Here is a 20,425-nt window from a genome sequence, read left to right as displayed (position 1 = left end):
CGTGATGACGGGAAGCACGGGTGTACGGATGAGAGGCGCGGGATGACAGCGATCGGCTATGTCCATGGTTATTCGGAGCACGAGGCCCGGCGGCTGGGCGATCAGGCCGACGTCCTGGCGGAGCTGCTGCACTCCGGCACGGCGTATCCGCCGGGGAGCCGGGTGCTGGAGGTGGGGTGCGGAGTCGGCGCCCAGACCGTACATCTGGCCGCGAACAGCCCGGGGGCGCGGCTGGTGGCGGTCGATGTCTCCGAGACGTCACTCGCGCAGGCCCGTGCGCGGGTGGCGGCCCAGGTGCCCGGGTCCGACGTCGCGTGGCATCGGGCCGATCTGTTCGATCTGCCGTTCCCCGACGCCACCTTCGACCATCTGTTCGTGTGCTTCGTGCTGGAGCACCTGCCGGACCCGCGGAAGGCGCTGACCGCGCTGCGGCGGGTGCTGCGGCCGGGAGGCACCGTCACGGTCATCGAGGGGGACCATGGCTCGGCGTTCTTCCACCCGCACAGCGCCTACGCCCACGCGGCGATCGGCGGCCTGAACCGGCTGCAGTCCGAGGCGGGCGGAAACGCTCTGATCGGGCGGGAGTTGGCGCCGCTGCTGACGGATGCCGGATTCCATGACGTCACGGTCCGGCCGCGGACCGTCTACGCCGACCGGACCCGGCCGGCCCTGGTCGAGGGATTCACCCGGAACACGTTCATCGCCATGGTGGCATCGGTCCGGGAGGACGCGCTGGCCGCGGGGGTGTCCACGGCCGCCGACTGGGATCGGGGCATCGCCGATCTGCACCGGACCGCGGCCGCGGACGGCACCTTCCACTACACGTTCTTCAAGGCGATCGCGGTCAATCCGCCGTCTCTGCCGCGTAGTTGATGGCGATCCGCGCGCCGAGCCGGGCGTTGTTCCTCACGAGCGCGATATTGGTGCGCAGGCTCTCGCCGTTCGTCAGCTCCACGATGCGGCCCAGCAGATACGGCGTGGCGTCCTTGCCGGCGATGCCCGCCTCCGTCATTTCGGCGAGGGCCTGTTCGATGATGCCGTCGATCCGCTCTGCGGGGATCTCGTCCGCCTCCGGGACCGGGTTGGCGATGCTCAGCCCGGCCGGGAGGCCCAGATCCCACTGGGCGCGCATCACGGCGGCGATCTCCTCCGGGGAGTCGGCGCGCAGCGGGGAGGCGAAACCGCTCACCCGGGAGTAGAACGCGGGGAAGTCGTCGGTGCCGTAGGTGAGCACCGGCACGCCCAGGGTTTCCAGGGTCTCCAGGGTGAGGCCGATGTCGAGGATGCTCTTCACCCCGGCGCTGATGACCGCCACCGCGGTGGTGGACAGTTCGGTGAGGTCCGCGCTGATGTCGAAGGACGCTTGCGCCCCGCGGTGCACCCCGCCGATGCCACCGGTGACGAAGACCCGGATCCCGGCGAGCGCGGCGAGCCGCATCGTGCTCGCCACGGTGGTCGCGCCGTGGCCGCCGCGCGCCATGACATGGGCCAGGTCGCGCACGCTGACCTTGCCGACGGACGTGTCGGTGGCGAGCAGTTCCAGATCGGCGCGGTCCAGTCCGATGCGCGGGATGCCGTGGAGGACGGCGATGGTAGCCGGGACCGCGCCCTCGGCGCGGATGATGGCCTCGACCTCGGTGGCCATCTCGACGTTCTGCGGATACGGCATGCCGTGGCTGATGATCGTGGACTCCAGCGCGACCACGGGCCGTCCGGCGCGCAGCGCCTCCCGGACTTCCTGGGTCAGGGCCAGCCGGGGGTGAGGGGTGGTCATGTCGTCCTCCGCGATGGGGCGGTCACGGCGTCCTCGACGAGGCGCGCGGTCAGATCGGGCCGTACGGTGGCCTTGGTCGCCACGGTCAGCGCGGCGGCGGCGTGTCCGTAGCGGGCGGCGGCCACGGGGGTCTCGCCGGTGAGCAGGGCGTGGACGAACGCGCCGAGCATCGCGTCGCCGGCACCGGTCACATCCTGGACCTCGGCCCGTGGCGCGTCCAGGAAGGAGACGCCCTCCCCGGCGCCGCTCAGCACGGAGCCGCGCTCACCGAGCCGCACCCATACGTACTGGACGCCGCGCTCGTGGAGCGCCGCCACGGCGTCGGTCAACTCCCGGTCGTCGTCGGCGGCGTGGCTGATGTCGCGGCCGGTGAGGGCGCCCAGCTCGGCCACATTGGGGGTGACGGCGAAGACCGGGCACCCGGCGGCGAGCAGCGGCGCGAGCAGCGCCGCCTTGGGCACGCTCACCGGGTCGATCACCGTCTGGACCCCGGCGGCAACCGCGATGTCCAACGCGTAGGCCAGCGCCGGGGCGGAGAGGTTGCCGTCGAGCACCAGCATGCTCGCGTTGCCGATGAGTTCACGCGCGGGCTGCAGATGCTGGGGGCCCAGCCCGTCCGTGGCCGCCATGTCGGCGATGGCCACGGCCAGTTCGCCGTCGGCGTCCAGCACCGCCGTATAGGTGCCGGTGGGGTGCGTACCGCGGTGGACGTGGTCGATGCGCACGCCGGTGGCCTGGGTCTCGCTCAGCAGCCGCTCCCCCGCCGGGTCCTGGCCGACGGCGGCGATGAGATGGGTCGGGGTGCCCAGCCGGGCCAGGTTCTCCGCCACGTTGCGGGCCACCCCGCCGTGGCTGGTGTGGGCATGGCCCGGGTTGCTGGTGCGGTACGCGAGCGGCGCCAGGCTGCGCACCTTGACGTCCACGTTGGCGCCGCCGATGACCACCACCGCGTGCTCCTGGCGGAGGATGTAGCCGCGCCCGAGGATGGCGCCCTTCTTGCCCAGGTTGGACAGATGGACGTTGACCGCCGCCCGGGTGGTGCCGAGGGCGTCGGCGATCGCCTGGGCCCCGGCCAGCGGGTCCCGGCGCAGCAGCGCGAGAACTTCCCGCTCCCGTCGGGTCAGCATCATATTCAGCAGGCTAAAGGAAATTTAGCGGAATAAACAGACCCCGGTGATCCGGCCTTCCCGGCGGCGTCGCCGAATCAACCGGGTGGGCCAGGAAATGACGGGAGAACGCGTGATGACATCCTGAAGGTCCACGGCTTGCCGGACCCGCTCGGCAACAGCCCGAGTGACGTGTCCGGTGATGAGGAAGAAGGCCGATGAGACTCTGCTTTCTGGTGGAGGAGCGCTATCGCCACGACGGAATGCCGCAAGAGGTGATCCGTCAGCTCACCGCCTGGGGCCATCAGGTGGATGTCGTGCGGCCCGGCCGCTCCCTGATGCGGATGTCCGACGCCATACGGGCCGGAAGCCATGACGCCTGGGTGCTCAAGACCGTGTCCGGCGGGCCCGGGCTGACGCTGCTGGAGGCCGCCGCCGCGGTCGGGCTCACCACCGTCAACGACGCGCGGTCCATCCGCGGGGTGCGGGACAAGGCGCTGGCGGCGGCGATCGGCCGCAGCCGTGGCCTGCCGGTGCCTACCACCTACGCGGCGGCCCGCCCCGAAGCGCTGGCGGAGATACCGGAATCGGAGTTCCCGCTGGTGGTCAAGCCCGCGGACGGCAGCTCGGGACGAGCGGTGCGGCTGGTGCCGTCGCCGGACGCGCTGGCGGCGCTCGGCCCCGAACTGGCCCAGGAGGGCATGCTGATCGCCCAGCCCTATGTGCCGAACTCGGGCATCGACCTCAAGGTGTACTGCGTCGGCGGCGAGTTGTACGCGACCGAGCGCGGCTCGCCGCTCGGTCAGGACCGGGGCGTACGGGGGCGCCGCGTCGCGCTGTCCCCCGAAGTGGCCGCGATCGCCGCCGAGGTCGGCACCGTGTACGGACTCGATCTGTACGGGGTCGACATCCTGCTGGGCCCGGACGGCCCGGTGGTCGTCGACGTGAACGACTTCCCCAGCTTCAAGGAGGTACCGGACGCGGCGGCGCGGGTGGGGCGCGCGGTGCTGGAGCTGGCCCGGCGGGGCGCGGCAGCGCTGGATGCCCTGCCCGGCCCGGTGAGGGTGCCGGTGCAGGCGCCGGCGACGGTGGGGGGTGCCGGATGAGGGTCGGTCTCATCTCCGCCGACCCGGACCATCAGCTCCTCGCCGACACGGCGGCCCTGCTGACGCCCGATCATGATCTGGTCGCGATCGACCCGGAGACCGCGGCCGTGCCCGGCGAGCCGGCCGACGTCTATCTGCTGAAGGCCCGTACGCCGAGGGCGCTGGCGCTGGCCCGGTCCCTGGAGGAGCGTGGCGCGGCGGTGGTGAACTCCGCCGCTGCCACGGAACTCTGCCAGGACCGCACGGCGATGGCGGCGCTCGCGCGGCGGGCGGGTCTGCCGTTCGCGGAAACCCGTACGGTGTCCGCCCTCGGACAACTCGACGCGGCGCGGCCGGCGTACCCCGTGGTCGTCAAGAGCCGGCACAGCCGCCGCCACGATCTGGTGGCCCGGGTGGACGGCCCCGTACGCCTCGCGGAGCTTGCCGCCGCATGGCCCGACGAGCCCGTGGTGGTCCAGGACTTCACCCCCAACGACGGCTGGGACCACAAGCTGTGGGTCGTCGCGGACACGGTGTTCGCCGCGCTGCGGACCTCCGAGCTGGCCATGGGCAAGGAGGACCGTCTGACGCTGCCGCTCCCCCTGGACGATCTGCCGCCCGGGTGGCTGGATCTGGTGCGTCGGGTCGGCTCGGTGTTCGCGCTGGAGGTGTACGGGGTGGATGTGCTGCGCGGACCGGACGGGCCGGTGATCGTGGACGTCAACGCGTTCCCGGGGATCCGGGGGCAGGCGGGCGCGCCGGAGGCGCTTGCGGCGCTGACGGTGCGTGCTGCCGGCCCCCGGCCCGCCGTCCGGGCGTGACCGCGAAGGCCGGATGGCCGCCCCACCCCACCCCGATCCCCTAGCGGCAAAGCGTCCGGAAAACAGGGGTTGTAGCCGTTCGGGCCGATCCGGCAGGCTTGGATCCGTGTGCGTGCGCGCGAGCGCGCGCCGTTGGCAACCAGTGGCACGAAAGGACCTCAGGTGACCGCAAACCCCACCGGCACCAGTCTGTGGATCAGGCAGTTCCATCCCGCGCCGGACGCGACGACGCGACTCGTCTGCCTGCCGCACGCCGGCGGATCGGCCTCCTACTACTTCCCCGTGTCGAAGGCGCTCTCGCCGGGCGTGGACGTCCTCGCCATCCAGTACCCGGGCCGCCAGGACCGCCGTAACGAGGAGTGCATCAGCACCATCGGCGAGCTGGCCGACGCGCTGGTGCCCGAGCTGCTGCCGTACACGGACAAGCCGCTCGCGCTGTTCGGGCACAGCATGGGCGCCACGCTCGGCTTCGAGGTGGCGCTGCGCCTGGAGCAGAAGGGCGTGGTGCCGGTGGTGCTGTTCGCGTCGGGGCGGCGCGCGCCGTCCACGCGCCGCGACGAGTCGGTCCATCTGCGCGACGACGACGGTCTCATCGCCGAGATGCAGGCGCTCAGCGGCACCGATTCGCAGGTCCTCGGGGACGAGGAGCTGCTGCGGATGGTGCTGCCCGCGATCCGCAGCGACTACAAGGCCGCCGAGACCTACCGCTACACGCCGGGCCCCCCGCTCGCCACCCCCATCCACGTCCACGTGGGCGACAGCGACCCCAAGGCGACGGTCGAGGAGGCCCGCAAGTGGGCCGAGCACACCGACGGCGGGTTCGAGCTGCACACGTACCCCGGTGGACACTTCTACCTCAACAACGAGGCACCGCGGGTGATCGCGTCCATCTCGGAGACGTTGTCCACGCTACGGCCGTGACCGCCACCGCGAGGCCACCCGGCCTTTGCGGTCCGCCCGCCGGTCACTCCGGCGGGCGGCCACCGCCCAACACGTTGCGGGTGTAGTCCTCGGCGGCGGCTTGCAGGCCCACGTCGCCCTGGCACCGTTCGGCCAGCAGCCAGCGGTGTTCCAGCACCTCGTAGTAGATCTGCGCGGTGTCGGCGGAGCCGCGCAGCTCCAGGGGTACGGCGCGCACCGTCGGCCGGAATTTGTCGCGCACCCAGCGGTGGGCCAGCACCTCCGGGCGGGCGCCGAGCGGATCGCCGGGGGTGTAGTCGTCCTGGGTGGCCATCCACGCTTCCAGGTCGTTGAGCAGGCTGCGGGCCTGGTTCTCCTCCGCGTCGAGACCGGTCAGCCGCAGCAGCTGGCGCTGATGGTGGCCCGCGTCGACCACCTTCGGCAGGAAGGTGACAGTGTCCCCGTCCGGTGAGCGCTCGATCTGCATCTCGGCCACGTCGAAGCCCAGGTTGTTGAGGCGCCGCACCCGCCGGTCGATGTAGCGGCGCTTGGCCACCGGATAGACGGACTGCCGGGTCAGCTCGTGCCACAGCGCGGTGTAGCGCTCCTCGATGGCCTGGCCGAAGAGCACCGGGTCCACCGAGGGGTGCAGGGACCCGCTGGCCTCCAGGTCCATCAGCTCCCCGGCGATGTTCACCCGGGCCACCTCCACGTCGTACTCCCGCTGGCCGCTGGTGAGCTTCGGCTGGATCTGCCCCGTTTCGGCATCCACCAGATACGCGGCGTACGCGCCCGCGTCACGCCGGAAGAGGGTGTTCGACAGCGAGCAGTCGCCCCAGGCGAAACCGGCGAGGTGCAGCCGCACCAGCAGCACGGCGAGCGCGTCGAGCAGCCGCTTGATGGTGCTGGGCCGCATCGTCGTCTCGAACATCGACCGGTACGGCAGCGACCCCACCAGATGGCGGGTGACCAGCACCGGCTCCAGCGGCTCACCGTCCCCGTCGGTCCGCCCCGTGACGATCGCGAGCGCGTCCACGGCCGGAATGGCGAGCCGGTCCAGGTCGCGCAGCAGCCCGTACTCGCGCACCGCCGCCCACTCCCCGACCTCCTTTACGGCGACCACCTCGCCACCCGCCTGCGCGAACCGCACGACGTGGCGGGAGATACCGCGCGGCAGGGCGACCAGATGCTCCTCCGGCCACTCCTCCAGCGGCATGTTCCACGGCAGATCGAGGAGGGACGCCGGCTGCTCGGGCGAGGTGGCGGTGATCTGGAGCTCCATGACACACCAGTGTGCGGCACAGGTGTGCGCCATCTCGACACGCGTACCGGCTTCCGGTTGCCTTTCGAAGTGGAAACAGGAAACAACACGGTTCACCTTGCCCACGCACGGCGGCTGCACCACCCTGACTTGCGGTGACTCACAGCTGCTCGGCAGGGCATTACGGAGGTACATGTGCGCGAGCAACGTCACCGGTTCGGTCAGGAACTCCGGAGGCTGCGGATGGCCGGCGGGTTCACGCTCGACAAGCTGGCCGGGCTGGTCCACTACAGCAAGGGCCAGCTCAGCAAGGTGGAGCGCGGGCTGAAGGCCCCGAGCCCGGAGCTGGCCCGCCTCTGCGACGCCGCGCTCGGCGCCGGGGGCGAGCTGGCCGCCCTGGTCCCGGTGCGGCCTTCGGAAGCGGACACCACGGAGGAGATCCACGGTGACGAAGAGGTGTGGCTGATGCACCTGTCGGCGGACGGCCCGAGCTGGTTCCAGCCCATGGACCGGCGGCAGGTGATGGCGGCGGGAGCCGCGTCGATGATGCGCCTGGGCCTCGGCCCCTCCCCGGTGCCGTCCGGCGCCGAGGGAACATCACTGCTGGAGGTGTCCCGGTCACTGTTCGACCAGTACCGGCGGCTCGGGCAGACCGTGAGCCCGTCCTTCATGCTGCCCGCGCTGATCGCCCAGACCCACACCCTGCGCGAACTGTCGCGCGGTGCCGGTACCGGCACCCGTCAGGGCCTGCTGAGGCTCGCCTCCCGGTACGCGGAGTACATCGGCTGGCTGATGCAGGAGGCGGGCGACGAACAGGCCGCCCTGTGGTGGACGCGGCGCGCCGTCGAACTGGCCGCCGCCGGCGGGGACGAGGATCTCGCGGCGTACGCACTGGTGCGCCGCGCACTGATCACGCTGTACCGCCAGGACGCCGTGCAGACCATCGGCCTGGCCCAGCAGGCGCAGACCGGCACGCTCCCGCCCCGGATCCACGGCCTGGCCGCCCAGCGGGAAGCGCAGGGCCACGCGCTGGACGGTGACTACGACGCGTGCATGCGCGGTCTGGACCGGGCGCGGGCGCTCCTCGCCCGGCACACCCCCGACTCCGATGCGCCCGTCATCGGCACCACCCATCTGACCGACCCCGTGGCCATGGTGACCGGGTGGTGCCTGCTCGATCTGGGGCGCCCGCGGGAAGCCGCCGAGATCATCGACCGCCAGCTGGCCCAGGTGCCGCCCGAGGCGCTGCGCACCCGGGCCCGCTACGGCATGCGCCGAGCCCTCGCCCACGCGGTGGCGGGGGACATCGACCACGCCTGTGAGCTGGCCCAGGAGCTGATCGGCACCACCGCCACGGTGGCCTCCGCGACCATCACCGCCGACCTGCGGCGCCTTGCGCACACGCTGGCCCGGCACCCCAAGAACGCCTCGGTCCGCGCCCTGACCCCACAGCTCACCGCGTCCCTCCACACCGACGCCCCCTGAGCGCCTGATCCCCCTGATCCGCACACCGTGACCGCCATCCGCCACCGGAGAAAGGCCGCCATGCCCGACGTCTTCATCAACTACCGGACCGGAGACGGTGACAAGACCGCGCTCACCCTGGACACCGCGCTGTCCCACCGCTTCGGCGACGACCGGATCTACCGCGCCTCGAAGTCCATCCCGCCGGGTGGGGCCTTCCCCCAGGCGCTCCTCAGCGGTGTGCGGCGCAGCGGGGTCCTGCTCGCCGTCATCGGCCCCGACTGGTCCGGCCACCCGCGGCTCCATGAGGAGGACGACTGGGTCCGCCGCGAGATCCTGGAGGCGTACGAGTGCGGGATACCGGTGGTCCCGCTGCTGGACGGGCGGCGGACCGAGCGGCTGCGCGGCGCCGACCTGCCCGAGGAGCTGGCGTGGCTGGCCGACTGCCAGTCCCTGCGGCTCGATCATCACCACGCATCGGCCGACCTCGCGCGGATCGGTGACGCCCTGGCCGAGCTGGTGCCCGAGCTGAGGGCGTCCGACCGCGCCGCCGCGCGGCCGGACGAGGGCGGTACCGTCCGTAACGCCGTGGGGGACGTCAACGGCGCCGCCAACCAGGCGCGTGACATCACCGGCGACGTCGGCACCGTCATCAAGGACTCCCGGGGCCCGGTGCACACCGGCAGGGGCGACATCCACCAGCACTCCCCGACCATCTCCGGTGACGGTGTCGCCTACGTCGCCGGGAACAACCATGGCGGTATCAGCAACAGCTTCGGCGGATCCCGGCGGCGCGAGGACGAGGAGCGGTGAACGACCCGATCCACACCCGGGTCGACCGGTCGTACGGTCCGGTCCTCGCCGGCGCCGGCACCCTCATCAACATCAACGACCCCAGCGCGCTGCTGGTCGACTCCCGCGGCCGGACCCCGCTGCGGGTCGCCGAGGACGAACTGGCCTGGCTCCATGAGCGCTTCGTCCCTCCCCCGGGCTTCGGCGTGGCGCGGGAGCGCCTTGAGGACACCGGCACCGTGCTGCTGGACGGGGAACCGGGCAGCGGGCGCAACGCCGCCGCGCGTATGCTGCTGCGCGAACTGAGCGGCGGCGCGGGCCGGTTCCACGAGGTGCTGCCGGAACTGGAGAAGAGCCCGCGCCTCAACCCCGCCCACATCGGGGATGGTGATCAGCTCCTTCTGGATCTGTCGACCTCCGGTGAACAGCTGTGGCGCGAGATCCAGGGCGAGCTGTCCTCGTTCCGCGAGGAGGTGCGGGCCCACCGGGCGCATCTGGTCGTGGTGCTCCCCCGCCACCGGGTGGAGAAGCACCACGCGGCGTTCGAGCCGTTCCTCGCGGAGATGGCGCGCCCGCAGGAGATGAGGCTGCTCCGCGCGTATCTGCGGCACGACGGCATCACCGAGGCCGGGCGCCCACCCGCGCGGCTCACCGAGTACCTGGCCGGACGGCCGCCCGTCCGGGAGATCGCCGAACTCGCCGGTCTCATCCGGCGCGCCCGGGACGCGGCGCGGGGCGCGGGCGGTTTCCCCGAGTGGTGCGCCACCGCGCTCGCCGCGGTGACGGCCCGGGACAAGGACGTCACCCAGCTCGTCGCCGAGCGGCGCGAAGGGCCGCAGCGGGCCCTGCTGCTCACGACGGCCATGCTGCACGGCGCCCACGCCGACGCCATCCACCAGGCCACCGCGTCCCTGCTGAAGGTCGCGCGATACCCGGAGGACACCCGCCCGCTGCTGGAACGCGCGGACCTCGCGGAGCGGTTCAAGGAGATCGGCGCCGAGACCGACGCCGGGGCCAGGGCCCGTTTCACCGAGCTGGGGTACGACTCGGCGATCCGCGCCCACTTCTGGAACCACATGCCCGAGCTGCGCGGCCCGCTGCGCACCTGGGTGGCGGACACCGTCCTGCTGCCCCAGTTGGGCCGGGACGACCGCGACGGCCTGGTCAGCCGGTTCGCGGAAGAGTGTCTGCGGACGGGGCACACCGATGAACTGCTCTCACTCGTGGCGCAGTGGGCCTCCGCGTCGCGCGGCGATCCACGGCTGCGGTCGGCGGCCCACGCGCTCGAACGCGGCCTGCGCGACCAGGTGCACGGCTGGACCTTCCGGCAGAAGATCTACGGCTGGTCGAGGCAGACCCTGTCCGCGGGTCTCGCCGATGTGCTCGTCGGTGTCTGCGCCGAGGTGATGGCGGTGCGCCACCCGGACGAGGCCATGGTCCGGCTCCACCATCTGGCCAGGCGGGAAGTGCGGAGCACCACGGCCCGTGAGGCGCTGCTGCAGCTCATCCGTGCCGATCACCGGTTGCGGCGCCTGATGCTGTTCCGTCTCGCACGTGATCTGGTGGACCATGACTGGCCGCTGGACGCCGAGCTGTTCCTCAGACTCGCCGAGCCCGGCCCGCTCCTCGATCCCGGTACCCGGTTGCGTCCGCTCCTCGCGGAGACCGGCGTACGGAGCCAGCTCATCACCGGCTGGGGCGCCGTGTTCCGCCGCCGTCCCCATCAGGACTGGGCCGAGCGGGTGCAGGACTGGCTGCTCGCGGCCTGGGAGCACGGGCGGCACCGCGACGCGCTGCTCGATGTCCTGGTCGAGGGCGGCGGTGAGCGCGGGGACGTCCTCGGCCGGCTGTACGTGCTGACCCGGGACTGGGCGCATGCGCCGCCGGAGGGCCCGGATTGCCGGACGCCGCTCGTCGACCTCCTTTTCGACAAGATCAACACTGCTCAAGCCACCCGGAACGGGGAGATCGCACCATGAGTTCTGGCCGCAAGACCGTGACGGCCTTCCTCACCATCATCTGCGGGCTGCTGCTCGTGATCCTGGGCCTGTGCGCCGGCTGGCCACTGTGGGTGTGGCCCGTGGTGCTCGCCGCGCTGGTCGCCGTCCCCCTGCTCCTGGTGAGGCTCGCGGACCGCCGACCGGATCCGCTGCCGCGCGAACTCCTGCTCGAGCCCGATCTGCCCATTCCCCCGCTGGAGCGTCGGGAACACCCCGTCAGCCAGATCGCGCTGCCGAGCGAGGAAGCGGACTACGACTTCCTGTTCTCCGCGACGGTGCGCTGGCATCCCGCCGACACGGCACCGGAGGACGCCCCGGTCATCAACCCCGGCGCCCTGGCCATCGAGGCGGTCCTGGAGCGGGCCCGCCGCATCACCGAGGTCGCCCCGCCCGCCAGAAGCACCCTCGTCCAGCACGAGCTGAACGGCGCCCTGGGCACCATGCGGCCCGACGCGAGCGGTCAGGTGATGGCCATGGCGGAGAACGTCACCCTCACGCTCTCCGACGTCGACCAGGCCCGTCTGGACAAGCTCGCCGCGGTCCGCAAGGACGAGGCGGTGTGGGAGCACGAGCGGAAGTACGAGCAGAACCGGCGCGCGTATCTGGGCACGGACGTGCTGCGGGACACCGGAAGCGCCGTCGTCTGGTGGCTCGCCCGGAACGACGACCAGGTGGAGAGGACGGTGAAGGACCTGGGCCTGCTCGCCCAGCTCACCTCCGCCGCGAACAACAAGGACGTCCCCGACCGGTTCCAGCACCTCGTCCCGTATCCGCTCCCCCAGCCCACGCCCTCCGAGCAGAACGGCCACGCACCCGCGCCCCGGCCGGAGGCCCCCGCATCGGCCGCGGACCACTTCGCGGCTCTGCTGGAAGCCATGGGGCTCGCCGAGGACGACCCCCGACGCGCCCTGTTCGCCCGGCAGATGGCCCACACCGCGGCCTCCTACGCGTCGCCGGAGGCCATGGAGGAGCTGCGCGCCCGCTTCGACGCGCCCGCCCCGACGCCGGACGCCTTCGACGAGGCGCCGGACGAGGCGGCGTGGGAGGCGGAGCGGAGCCCCTGACGCCGCACCACTCGCGCTTACCCGCCGTGAGCGTCATGTCCGTTTTCCGCCAGCACACCGCCCCGGGATGGCGCACAGTAGGGGTGTGATGAGCGAAGACAGCATGTACGAAGCGGTGTGCAGCCGTGATGCGCGCTTCGACGGCGAATTCTTCTTCGCCGTGGCCACCACCGGGATCTACTGCCGGCCGAGCTGCCCGGCGACCACGCCTCACCGCAAGAACGTGCGCTTCTTCCCGACCGCCGCCGCGGCGCAGGGCGGGGGTTTCCGGGCCTGTCGGCGCTGCCGTCCCGACGCGGTGCCCGGCTCCGCCGAGTGGAACGCGCGGGCGGACGCCGTCGGGCGTGCGATGCGGATGATCGGGGACGGGGTGGTCGACCGGGAGGGGGTGGCCGGGCTGGCGGCGCGGCTGGGGTACAGCGCCCGCCAGGTGCAGCGGCAGCTGGGCGCGGAGCTGGGGGCCGGGCCCGTCGCGCTGGCGCGCGCGCAGCGCGCCCACACCGCGCGGATACTGCTTCAGACGACCGCCCTGCAGGCCGCCGAGATCGCGTTCGCGGCGGGGTTCGCCAGTGTGCGGCAGTTCAACGACACCATCCGGGAGATCTACGCCGCCACCCCGACCGAGCTGCGCGCCGCCCGCCCGGGCCGGGACTCACGGTTCGGGCCGGTGGGGCGCCCGGCGGCGGGGGCCGCCTCGGCCGGGGTGCCGCTGCGGCTCGCCTACCGCGGTCCGTACGCCACCGCTGAGGTGTTCGGCTATCTCGCCCGCCGCGCCCTCACCGGCGTGGAGGAGGTGGTGGGCGGCCCGGGCGACCGCACCTATCGCCGTACCCTGCGGCTGCCGCACGGCTGCGGTGTCGTGGAGATCGACGAGCGCCCCGGTGACGGCTGGCTGGAGTGCCGGCTGCACCTGACCGAGCTGCGCGATCTGACCACCGCCACCCAGCGGATCCGCCGTCTGTTCGACCTGGACGCCGATCCGTACGCGGTCGCCGAGCGGCTGGGCACCGACCCCGCGCTGGCCCCCCTCGTGGCGGCGCGGCCCGGGCTGCGTTCGCCGGGCTCGGCCGACGCGCACGAGCTGGCCGTGCGCGCCGTGCTCGGCCAGCAGGTGTCGGTCGCCGCGGGGCAACGGCTGGGCAACGCCCTGGTCGCCGCGTACGGCACGCCCCTCACGGAGCCCAGCGGCGGGCTCACCCATCTCTTCCCGGGCGCCGACGACCTCGCCGACAGCCCGCTCACGGATCTCGGCATGCCGGAGAGCAGGCGCGCGACCCTGCGCACACTGGCCGCCGCGCTCGCCACCGGGGCGGTACGTCTCGACACCGGCGCCGACCGCGACCGGACCGAGAAGGAGCTGCTGGCGCTGCGCGGCATCGGCCCGTGGACGGCCGGTTACATCCGGATGCGGGCGCTGGGCGACCCGGATGTCCTGCTGGAGGGGGACGTCGCGGTGCGGGCCGGGGCGCGCCGTACGGGAGCGTTCCTGGAGGACTCCGAGGGCTGGCGGCCGTGGCGTTCGTACGCCATGCACCACTTCTGGAACGCCCCGAAGGCCGCCCGGCCCGCCCTGGCGTGACCCCTCGGCCGAGGCCGCGTACGGCTGTCTAGTGCGACGCGAGCCGCCGGGCCCTGCGCAGCCCGGCGGTGACGTCCGCGAGGGTCGCGCAGTCCGTGACCGCCGCTCCGGCGGGCAGGACCAGGTCCGTCGGGGGGCGGCGGGTGGCGACGGCGTCGGCCAGGTCGGACAGGCCGGCGCGGAGCCGGGCCGCCTGTTCCGCGTCGGGGTACGGGCGGCCCTGGTCGATGCGGACGCCGCAGGCGGTGGCGGCGTCCACGACTTCCTCCAGCGCCGAGACCACCGGCGCCCAGGCCGCCAGGTCCCGGCCGAACGGCGGGTGTTCGGCGCTCGCCACCTCCACCGCGCGGCGCGCGTCGGCCAGGGTGCGGTAGGCCTCGCGGCGCAGGCGCAGCCGCTCGGCGTAGGGCGCTTCGGCGGTCAGCACCCGGTCCAGGTGGTCGCGGGTGGCGCGGACGCCGAGGGAGAGGCGGACGGACACCTGGGCGCGCGGGCCGCCGAGGCCGGGCAGGGCACCCGCGGCGAGCACGACCGCACAGGCGAGCAGGGTGTCCATGAGCCGGGTGTAGCCGGGGTCGGTGTCGCCGCCGAGGTAGACGAGGGACAGCAGCAGCGGGGTGAGCACCGCCGTCTGGAACGCGAAGTGGCGTACGGAGACGGGGATGAGCGCCGCGCACACCGCCGCCACCGCGACCGGCCACAGCCCGAGCACTCCGGTCGTCGAGCCGAGCAGGGTGGCGAGCACGCCGAAGACGGCCACGCCCAGCGCCGTGCCGAAGGCTCGGGAGAGGGCACGCGAGACCAGCGGGCCCATGTCGGGCTTGACCAGGAAGGTGGCGGTGGCCGGGAGCCAGTACCAGTGGTCGCCGGGCAGCGAACGCGCGAGCACGGTGGACACGCCGACACACAGGGCCACCCGGGCCGCGTACTCCCGTCCTGCCGGGCCGAGCATCCGGCGCAGCCGCTGCCGGGGGCCGGGGCCGACGGCGCCGACCGGGGGCGCGGGTTCGCCGTCGAAGACCCGGGCGGCGAGCAGGACCGCCCGGTGCACGGCGATGCTGCCGGCGGTGCTGGGTACGGGGGCGGGCAGGCGGCCCGGGGGCAGTCCGGTGCGTACCGAGCGGGCGAGTTGGGCTGGGGTACGGGCGACCCGGTCGGGCAGGGGTTCGTTCTCCCACAGCAGGGTCAGCACCGCTTCGCTCAAGCCCCCGGCCACCGCGAGCCGGTCGCGCAGCCGCCGTTCCTCTTCATCGGGGCGCTGCCAGGGGATGCGGTGGGCGTAGAGGGCTTCGTACGCGGTGTCGTACGCGGCGGTCAGCCGGCGTCGCGCGGCCTGGGCGCCCTCGGTGCCGACGACCGTCATCAGGTCGCCGAGCGCGTCGTACACGGCGGCCACCGCGCCGCGCTCGTCGGGCCCGGGGGCGGCCGCCGGGCGGAACCGGTGGACCATGGGCAGCAGGGAGGCCATCACGATGACCCAGATGGCGCCGACGAGCAGCATCGCCGCGCGCATCGGCGGGGGTTCGGGCAGCGGCATTCCGGCCCCAACCACGGCGAGCACCATCAGCTGCACTCCGGCCGACGAGCACACCGGTCCGACGGCGCTGAGGGCGCCGGAGAGGAGCCCGACGGTGGCCAGCGCGAGGGCGATCCACGGGCCGAGCCCGAGCGTGGCGAACGAGGCTCCGGTGAAGAGGCCGACGGCTCCCGCGAGGGCCGGGAGCCCGATGCGTACGGTGCGGGTGCGGCGGGTGGCCGGGCGGTCGTTGATGTGCGCGAACATCGCGCCGAGGCCCGCGGTCACCCCGGCGGGGGTGTTGCCGGTGGCCACTCCGGCCGCCACCACCGGGCCCACGCCGAGCGCTCCGCGCAGCACCGCGGGCCACGGCACGGGGCCACGCAGGGCCCGCACCCCGCGCAGGGGGTGCGTCAGCCAGTCGGGCAGGGCGGGAAGCGCGCGCAAGGATCCTCCGTAGATCCGGGGTGGGGTGGGGTCGGCCTCTTCGACGGTACGTGAGCCGGGCAGAGCTTTCGTAACCTGCGTGTTTCCGCCATGTGAGCGGGGGATGGTTGACAACCGACGAGGCCGGGAGCGCGGCTCCGGCGCTCGCCGATGACCTGCCGATTTTGCATTTTGACCGGGTTTATTCACGACACCGATCTGCCCGTGCACATGCCAGGCTCATATGTGACCCTCATTGGCCATCTTTGAACTCAGCGTGTTGTGCTGTGCACACAAGGCCAACTAGCCTCCGTGTCGCCGCCACCAGAACGGTCGTTTACGCATCGCCCGGCCCGACACCCCAAGCGTGGAGTACTCCGTGCACGTGACGTTAGATCAGGACAGATGCGTGGCCTCCGGCCAATGCGTGCTCGCCGCCCCGGCGGTGTTCGACCAGCGCGACGACGACGGTGTGGCCGTCCTGCTCGACGACCTTCCGTCGAGCGGACTGCACGGCGAGGTGCGCCGGGCCGCCGCCGGCTGCCCCGGCCTGGCGATCGCCCTGGCCGAGTCGTGAGCAGCCCGCGGAACGTGGTCGTCGTGGGTGCCTCGGTGGCGGGGCTCACCACCGCCGTCACCCTGCGCTCGCTGGGCTACGGCGGGCGGCTCACGCTGATCGGCGACGAGCCGCACACCCCCTACAACCGGCCGCCGCTGTCCAAGCAGATCCTGGCGGGCACCTGGGAACACGACCGGATCAAGCTCCGTACGGACGAGGAACTGGACGCGCTCGACGCGGAGCTGCTCTTCGGCAGGTCCGCCACCGGGCTCGACACCCTCGCCGAGCGGGTGCTGCTGGACGGCGGGGACAGCGTCCCGTACGACACCCTGGTCATCGCCACCGGTGTCACCCCGCGCGGCCTGCCCGACGCCCACCACCTGGCCGGGGTGCATCTGCTGCGCACCCTCGACGACGCGCTCGCCCTGCGCGACGATCTCCAGCGCAGGCCGACGGTCGCGGTTGTCGGCGCGGGGTTCCTGGGTGCGGAGGCCGCCGCGGCGGCCCGCCGGATGGGGCTGGACGTCACCATGATCGATCCGCGTCCGGTGCCCATGCGCCGCCAGTTCGGCGACCGGATAGCGGGGCTCGTGGGGCAGCTGCACCGGGACAACGGCGTGTCCATGCGCTGCGGCACCGGGGTGACCCGGTTCCTCTCGGCAGGCGGCCATGTCACCGGGCTCGAACTGACCGACGGGACGGTACTCGACGCCGATCTCGTCGTGGTCGCCATCGGCGCGATCCCGTCGATCGGCTGGCTGACCGGCTCCGGGCTGTGCCTGAGCAACGGCGTGGAGTGCGACGCCGCCTGCCGGGCGGCGCCGGGCATCTACGCGGCCGGTGACGTCGCCTCCTGGTACAACGAACACTTCGGCGCCCGCATGCGGCTGGAGCACCGGCTGAACGCGACCGAGCAGGCCCAGGCCGTCGCCAGTAACCTCCTCGGCGACGACCTGCCGTTCGCCCCCGTACCGTATTTCTGGACCTCCCAGTACGACGCCCACATCCAGGCGTACGGCATCTTTCCGGCCGACGCCGAACTCGCCGTGCTCCACGGCGAGCTGGACAACCGCCACTTCGTTGTCGCCTACGGCCACCGGGGGCGGGTGGTGGGGGTGCTGGGCTGGAACAGCCCGCGTGAAGTGCTCAAACTCCGCCAGCTGGTGGCCGACAAGGCGGCCTGGTCGTCGATCGAGGGCGGCAAGCCCCTGGTGGGAGCGCTCGCCTGAGTCTCCGGCCGGGGCGGGTGACGCGGCCGACACCTCCCGGTCAGCCACCGGTGACCGCGGCGTCACGTTTCGGCCATACGTCGCGGCAAGTGTGGGGCGGGTGCTGGTCCGTCGTGTTCTCGTCCAAGGTGTCGCCATCGCTCCGCACCACTGCCGGCTTCTCGGGTTCGCGGGCTCGGTCGCCCTCGCCGCGGGAGGCGCGACGGCCGGAGCGCTGCCCATGGGGGATGCCCTCACCCCGGACTCCGGAAAAGCCGCCCTCGGCCTGGTCAGCACCTACTTCGGACTGGTGTTGCTGGTGGCGGCCTGGTGGTGGCTGGGGCGCGAGGTGCGCGGCCCACGGCCGCCCGGTGTCCGCAGCCTGCTGGTGACGCTCGCCACCTGGGCCGCCCCGCTGCTGCCCACTCCCCCGCTGTTCAGCCGGGACGTGTACAGCTATCTCGCCCAGGGCGCGATGGTCCACGCGAACATCGACGTCTACACCCACGGCCCGGTACGGCTCGGCGGGCCGATCGCGGCCGAGGTGGCGCCGGTGTGGCAGCACACCCCCACCCCGTACGGCCCGGTCTCGCTGGCCTTCGAGAGCGCGATCGCCCACGCCTCACGCGCCGAACTGCCCCTGGGCGTCTTCGGGTTGCGGCTGATGGCGCTGCTCGGGGTGGCGCTGATGGTGCTCGCCCTGCCCGTACTGGCCCGCCGCTGCGGCACCGACCCGGGCGCCGCGCTGTGGCTGGGCGGGCTCAACCCCCTGTTGCTGCTGCACCTGGTGGGCGGGGCGCACAACGACGCGGTCATGCTGGGGCTGCTCGGCGCCGGGCTGGTGGCCGCGACCGGCCGGTGGCCCGCCTGCGGCGCCGTCCTGGTCACGCTCGCCGCCCTGGTCAAGGCGCCCGCCGCGCTGGGGCTGCTGGCGGTGGCCTCGCTGTGGGCGCGCCGGGCGCCGGACCGGAGACGACAAGTCGGCGCCTTCCTCGCCACGGCCGCGCTGGCGCTCGTCACCACGGGCGTGGCCACGGCCGTCACCGGCACCGGCTACGGCTGGATCGGGGCGCTGTCCACCCCCGCGTCCGCCGGTAACTGGGCGCTGACCAGCTCCCTCGGCCGGGCCACCGGCGCCCTGTTGCAGGCGGTCGGCAGCGGGCTGGCACCGCTGGCCACCCCGGCGTGGCACGCGCTGGGTCTGCTCGCGACCGCGGTCGCGGTGGTGGTCGTCTGGCTGCGGCCACCACGCCGCGGCCCGCTGTACGCCTTGGGGCTGAGCCTCACCGCGGTCGCCGCGCTCGGCCCGGCGATCCGGCCCTGGTACCTGCTGTGGGGGCTGTTCCTGATCGCCGCGGCCGCGCCGAGCGGCGCGGTGCGCCGTGCGGTGGCCGGGGTGAGCGGGGTGCTCGCGCTGGCCGTGCTGCCCAGCGGCTTCGCCCCGGATTCCCGGCAGCTCACCTTCGCGGTGTGCGGTGGCGCGCTGGCGCTGTGCGTGCTGTGGTGCGCCCGGTGGGCACCGGGCTTCGCCGCCGGGCAGGGGCTCTCCACGGCGAAGGGCGCGCACTGGCCGGAGCGTTCGGCATGACGGGGCCCACCACGAACCGCGGGCGGCTGCTGCTGGCGACCGCGATCGCCACGGCCGCCGCGCTCTTCCTGGCCTATGTCCCGCTGCACCGGGACTGGTTCGACCTGGGTGTCTACTACGGGGCCGTCGGCCAGTGGCTGCACGACGGCCACATCTACGACTTCACCACACCGGGCGCGGACGGGGCGGACTACGGCTTCACGTATCCGCCGTTCGCGGCCCTGTGCATGCTGCCGATGACGCTGCTGAGCTGGCCGGCGGCGGTCGGCGTCAGCGTGCTGCTCAACGTGGCCGCCTCGGCGACCGTCCTGGCCTGGCTGATCGGGCCGGTCGTGCGCCGGCAGGGCTGGAACATGTGGTTCGCCCTCACCGTGGCGGGCTGTCTGTTCTCGCTGCTGGAGCCGGTCCGGGACACCTTCAGCTTCGGGCAGGTCAATCTGCTGCTGCTGGTCCTGGTGCTGCTGGACGCCCGGCTGCTGGCCACCGGACACGGCCGCTTCGCCGGGTACGGGACCGGGCTGGCCGCCGCCATCAAGCTCACCCCGGCGATCTTCATCGTGTATCTCGCGGTCACCCGGCGGTGGCGGGCCGCCGCCGTCGCCACGGCCACCGCGGTGGGCGCCACGCTGCTGGCCGTGTGCGCGGCACCCACCGCCTCCCGGGTCTACTGGACCGAGGCGCTGTGGGACACCGACCGCATCGGAGTGCTGTCGTACGTCTCGAACCAGTCGTGGGAGGGCGTACTGGCCCGGCTCGTGGCCCCGGTGGAGCCCAGCGGGGCCGTCTGGGCGGCCGGGGTGCTGGCCCTGCTGGCGGTGTGGGCGTACCGGGTGCGGCAGGCGGCCGCCGCGGGCGACGAACCGGCGGGCTACGCCCTCACCGGGATCGCCGCCTGCCTGGTCAGCCCGATCACCTGGGTGCACCATCTGGTGTGGCTGATCCCGGCGCTCATCGTGCTCGCCGAGTCGGGGCTGCGGCCGGACACGCCACCGCAGCGGCGGCGGACGCTGCTGAGGACCGCCGCGGTGATCTATGTGATCCTGTGCAGCAGTCTGGTGTGGCTGTGGCGGTTCGACGCGACCGGCGTGACCGGCTTCCTCGGCAGCAACGCGTACGTGTGGATCTGCCTCGGGCTGCTGCTGGCGCTGCCCCTGCGGGAGGCGGCACCCGGTGCGGCCCCGGTGCCCGCCCCGGCACCGCGATCGGCCCCGACCGGGCGTCCGGCGACGGGATAGGGATGGCGATGCAGCCGACAGCGCGTATGCGGCCAACAGCACCCCTG

General features: G+C 73.1%; 17 protein-coding genes. 13 read left to right on the top strand and 4 right to left on the bottom strand.

Translation table 11 applies throughout. The features are described from left to right. Positions 1 to 42 precede the first annotated feature (42 nt). The gene (locus ACH4SI_RS03965; protein WP_398292209.1) at positions 43 to 873 is read left to right on the top strand and encodes a methyltransferase domain-containing protein; all 831 of its coding nucleotides are present in this window, start codon (positions 43 to 45) and stop codon (positions 871 to 873) included. Here the strand turns inward: ACH4SI_RS03965 and ACH4SI_RS03960 are convergent. Then, complete coding sequence (locus ACH4SI_RS03960) at positions 845 to 1,774, bottom strand: pseudouridine-5'-phosphate glycosidase (RefSeq protein WP_398292207.1); 930 nt, start codon at positions 1,772 to 1,774, stop codon at positions 845 to 847. The two genes, ACH4SI_RS03965 and ACH4SI_RS03960, sit on opposite strands and share 29 nt — an antisense overlap. Beyond that, positions 1,771 to 2,904 (bottom strand): PfkB family carbohydrate kinase, encoded by a 1,134-nt coding sequence (locus ACH4SI_RS03955; RefSeq protein WP_398292205.1) that lies wholly within the window; start codon positions 2,902 to 2,904, stop codon positions 1,771 to 1,773. The genes ACH4SI_RS03960 and ACH4SI_RS03955 overlap by 4 nt, the downstream gene beginning before the upstream one ends. A 194-nt stretch (positions 2,905 to 3,098) precedes the next feature. Between ACH4SI_RS03955 and ACH4SI_RS03950 the strand changes: the two genes are divergently transcribed. From ACH4SI_RS03950 to ACH4SI_RS03940, 3 genes are all read left to right on the top strand, one after another. Further along, positions 3,099 to 3,986 (top strand): RimK family alpha-L-glutamate ligase, encoded by an 888-nt coding sequence (locus ACH4SI_RS03950; protein ID WP_398292203.1) that lies wholly within the window; start codon positions 3,099 to 3,101, stop codon positions 3,984 to 3,986. Then, positions 3,983 to 4,786 (top strand): RimK family alpha-L-glutamate ligase, encoded by an 804-nt coding sequence (locus ACH4SI_RS03945; protein WP_398292201.1) that lies wholly within the window; start codon positions 3,983 to 3,985, stop codon positions 4,784 to 4,786. The genes ACH4SI_RS03950 and ACH4SI_RS03945 overlap by 4 nt, the downstream gene beginning before the upstream one ends. 162 nt (positions 4,787 to 4,948) lie before the next feature. Next, on the top strand, positions 4,949 to 5,707 hold the full coding sequence (locus ACH4SI_RS03940) for a thioesterase II family protein (RefSeq protein ID WP_398292199.1): 759 nt from the start codon (positions 4,949 to 4,951) through the stop codon (positions 5,705 to 5,707). 43 nt (positions 5,708 to 5,750) lie between these two features. Here ACH4SI_RS03940 and ACH4SI_RS03935 read toward each other — a convergent pair whose 3' ends face one another. After that, positions 5,751 to 6,968: a DUF4032 domain-containing protein gene (locus tag ACH4SI_RS03935; RefSeq protein WP_398292197.1), complete on the bottom strand. Its 1,218-nt coding sequence runs from the start codon at positions 6,966 to 6,968 to the stop codon at positions 5,751 to 5,753. Positions 6,969 to 7,142: 174 nt separating this feature from the next. Here ACH4SI_RS03935 and ACH4SI_RS03930 point away from each other — a divergent pair, with 174 nt between their 5' ends. From ACH4SI_RS03930 to ACH4SI_RS03910, 5 genes are all read left to right on the top strand, one after another. Next, a complete protein-coding gene (locus ACH4SI_RS03930) occupies positions 7,143 to 8,432 on the top strand; it encodes a helix-turn-helix domain-containing protein (RefSeq protein ID WP_398292195.1) in 1,290 nt (429 codons plus the stop codon). A 60-nt stretch (positions 8,433 to 8,492) separates the two neighbouring features. Further along, the gene (locus ACH4SI_RS03925) at positions 8,493 to 9,224 is read left to right on the top strand and encodes a TIR domain-containing protein (RefSeq protein WP_398292193.1); all 732 of its coding nucleotides are present in this window, start codon (positions 8,493 to 8,495) and stop codon (positions 9,222 to 9,224) included. Further along, positions 9,221 to 11,182: a hypothetical protein gene (locus tag ACH4SI_RS03920; protein WP_398292191.1), complete on the top strand. Its 1,962-nt coding sequence runs from the start codon at positions 9,221 to 9,223 to the stop codon at positions 11,180 to 11,182. The genes ACH4SI_RS03925 and ACH4SI_RS03920 overlap by 4 nt, the downstream gene beginning before the upstream one ends. After that, the gene (locus ACH4SI_RS03915; RefSeq protein ID WP_398292189.1) at positions 11,179 to 12,267 is read left to right on the top strand and encodes a hypothetical protein; all 1,089 of its coding nucleotides are present in this window, start codon (positions 11,179 to 11,181) and stop codon (positions 12,265 to 12,267) included. The genes ACH4SI_RS03920 and ACH4SI_RS03915 overlap by 4 nt, the downstream gene beginning before the upstream one ends. Positions 12,268 to 12,355: 88 nt before the next feature. After that, on the top strand, positions 12,356 to 13,846 hold the full coding sequence (locus tag ACH4SI_RS03910; protein WP_398292187.1) for an AlkA N-terminal domain-containing protein: 1,491 nt from the start codon (positions 12,356 to 12,358) through the stop codon (positions 13,844 to 13,846). Positions 13,847 to 13,874: 28 nt separating this feature from the next. On the opposite strand, the gene ACH4SI_RS03905 is transcribed toward ACH4SI_RS03910, so the two are convergent. Beyond that, on the bottom strand, positions 13,875 to 15,809 hold the full coding sequence (locus ACH4SI_RS03905) for an FUSC family protein (protein ID WP_398292185.1): 1,935 nt from the start codon (positions 15,807 to 15,809) through the stop codon (positions 13,875 to 13,877). Between the two features lie 358 nt (positions 15,810 to 16,167). Here ACH4SI_RS03905 and ACH4SI_RS03900 point away from each other — a divergent pair, with 358 nt between their 5' ends. The 4 genes from ACH4SI_RS03900 (at position 16,168) to ACH4SI_RS03885 (ending at position 20,378) form a co-directional block, all read left to right on the top strand. Further along, on the top strand, positions 16,168 to 16,365 hold the full coding sequence (locus tag ACH4SI_RS03900; protein WP_398292183.1) for a ferredoxin: 198 nt from the start codon (positions 16,168 to 16,170) through the stop codon (positions 16,363 to 16,365). Continuing rightward, complete coding sequence (locus ACH4SI_RS03895; protein ID WP_398292181.1) at positions 16,362 to 17,576, top strand: NAD(P)/FAD-dependent oxidoreductase; 1,215 nt, start codon at positions 16,362 to 16,364, stop codon at positions 17,574 to 17,576. The genes ACH4SI_RS03900 and ACH4SI_RS03895 overlap by 4 nt, the downstream gene beginning before the upstream one ends. Positions 17,577 to 17,676: 100 nt before the next feature. Then, complete coding sequence (gene mptB / locus ACH4SI_RS03890) at positions 17,677 to 19,143, top strand: polyprenol phosphomannose-dependent alpha 1,6 mannosyltransferase MptB (protein WP_398292179.1); 1,467 nt, start codon at positions 17,677 to 17,679, stop codon at positions 19,141 to 19,143. Continuing rightward, positions 19,140 to 20,378 carry a glycosyltransferase 87 family protein gene (locus tag ACH4SI_RS03885; protein ID WP_398292177.1) on the top strand — a complete coding sequence of 413 codons (1,239 nt, stop codon included), beginning with the start codon at positions 19,140 to 19,142 and terminating at the stop codon, positions 20,376 to 20,378. The genes mptB and ACH4SI_RS03885 overlap by 4 nt, the downstream gene beginning before the upstream one ends. The last annotated feature ends 47 nt before the right edge of the window (positions 20,379 to 20,425 follow it).

It is taken from the genome of Streptomyces sp. NPDC021212, from assembly GCF_044332925.1.
Lineage (GTDB): Bacteria > Actinomycetota > Actinomycetes > Streptomycetales > Streptomycetaceae > Streptomyces.
Note: the sequence above shows the minus strand (reverse complement) of the source record. Positions and strands in the feature narration are given on the sequence as shown.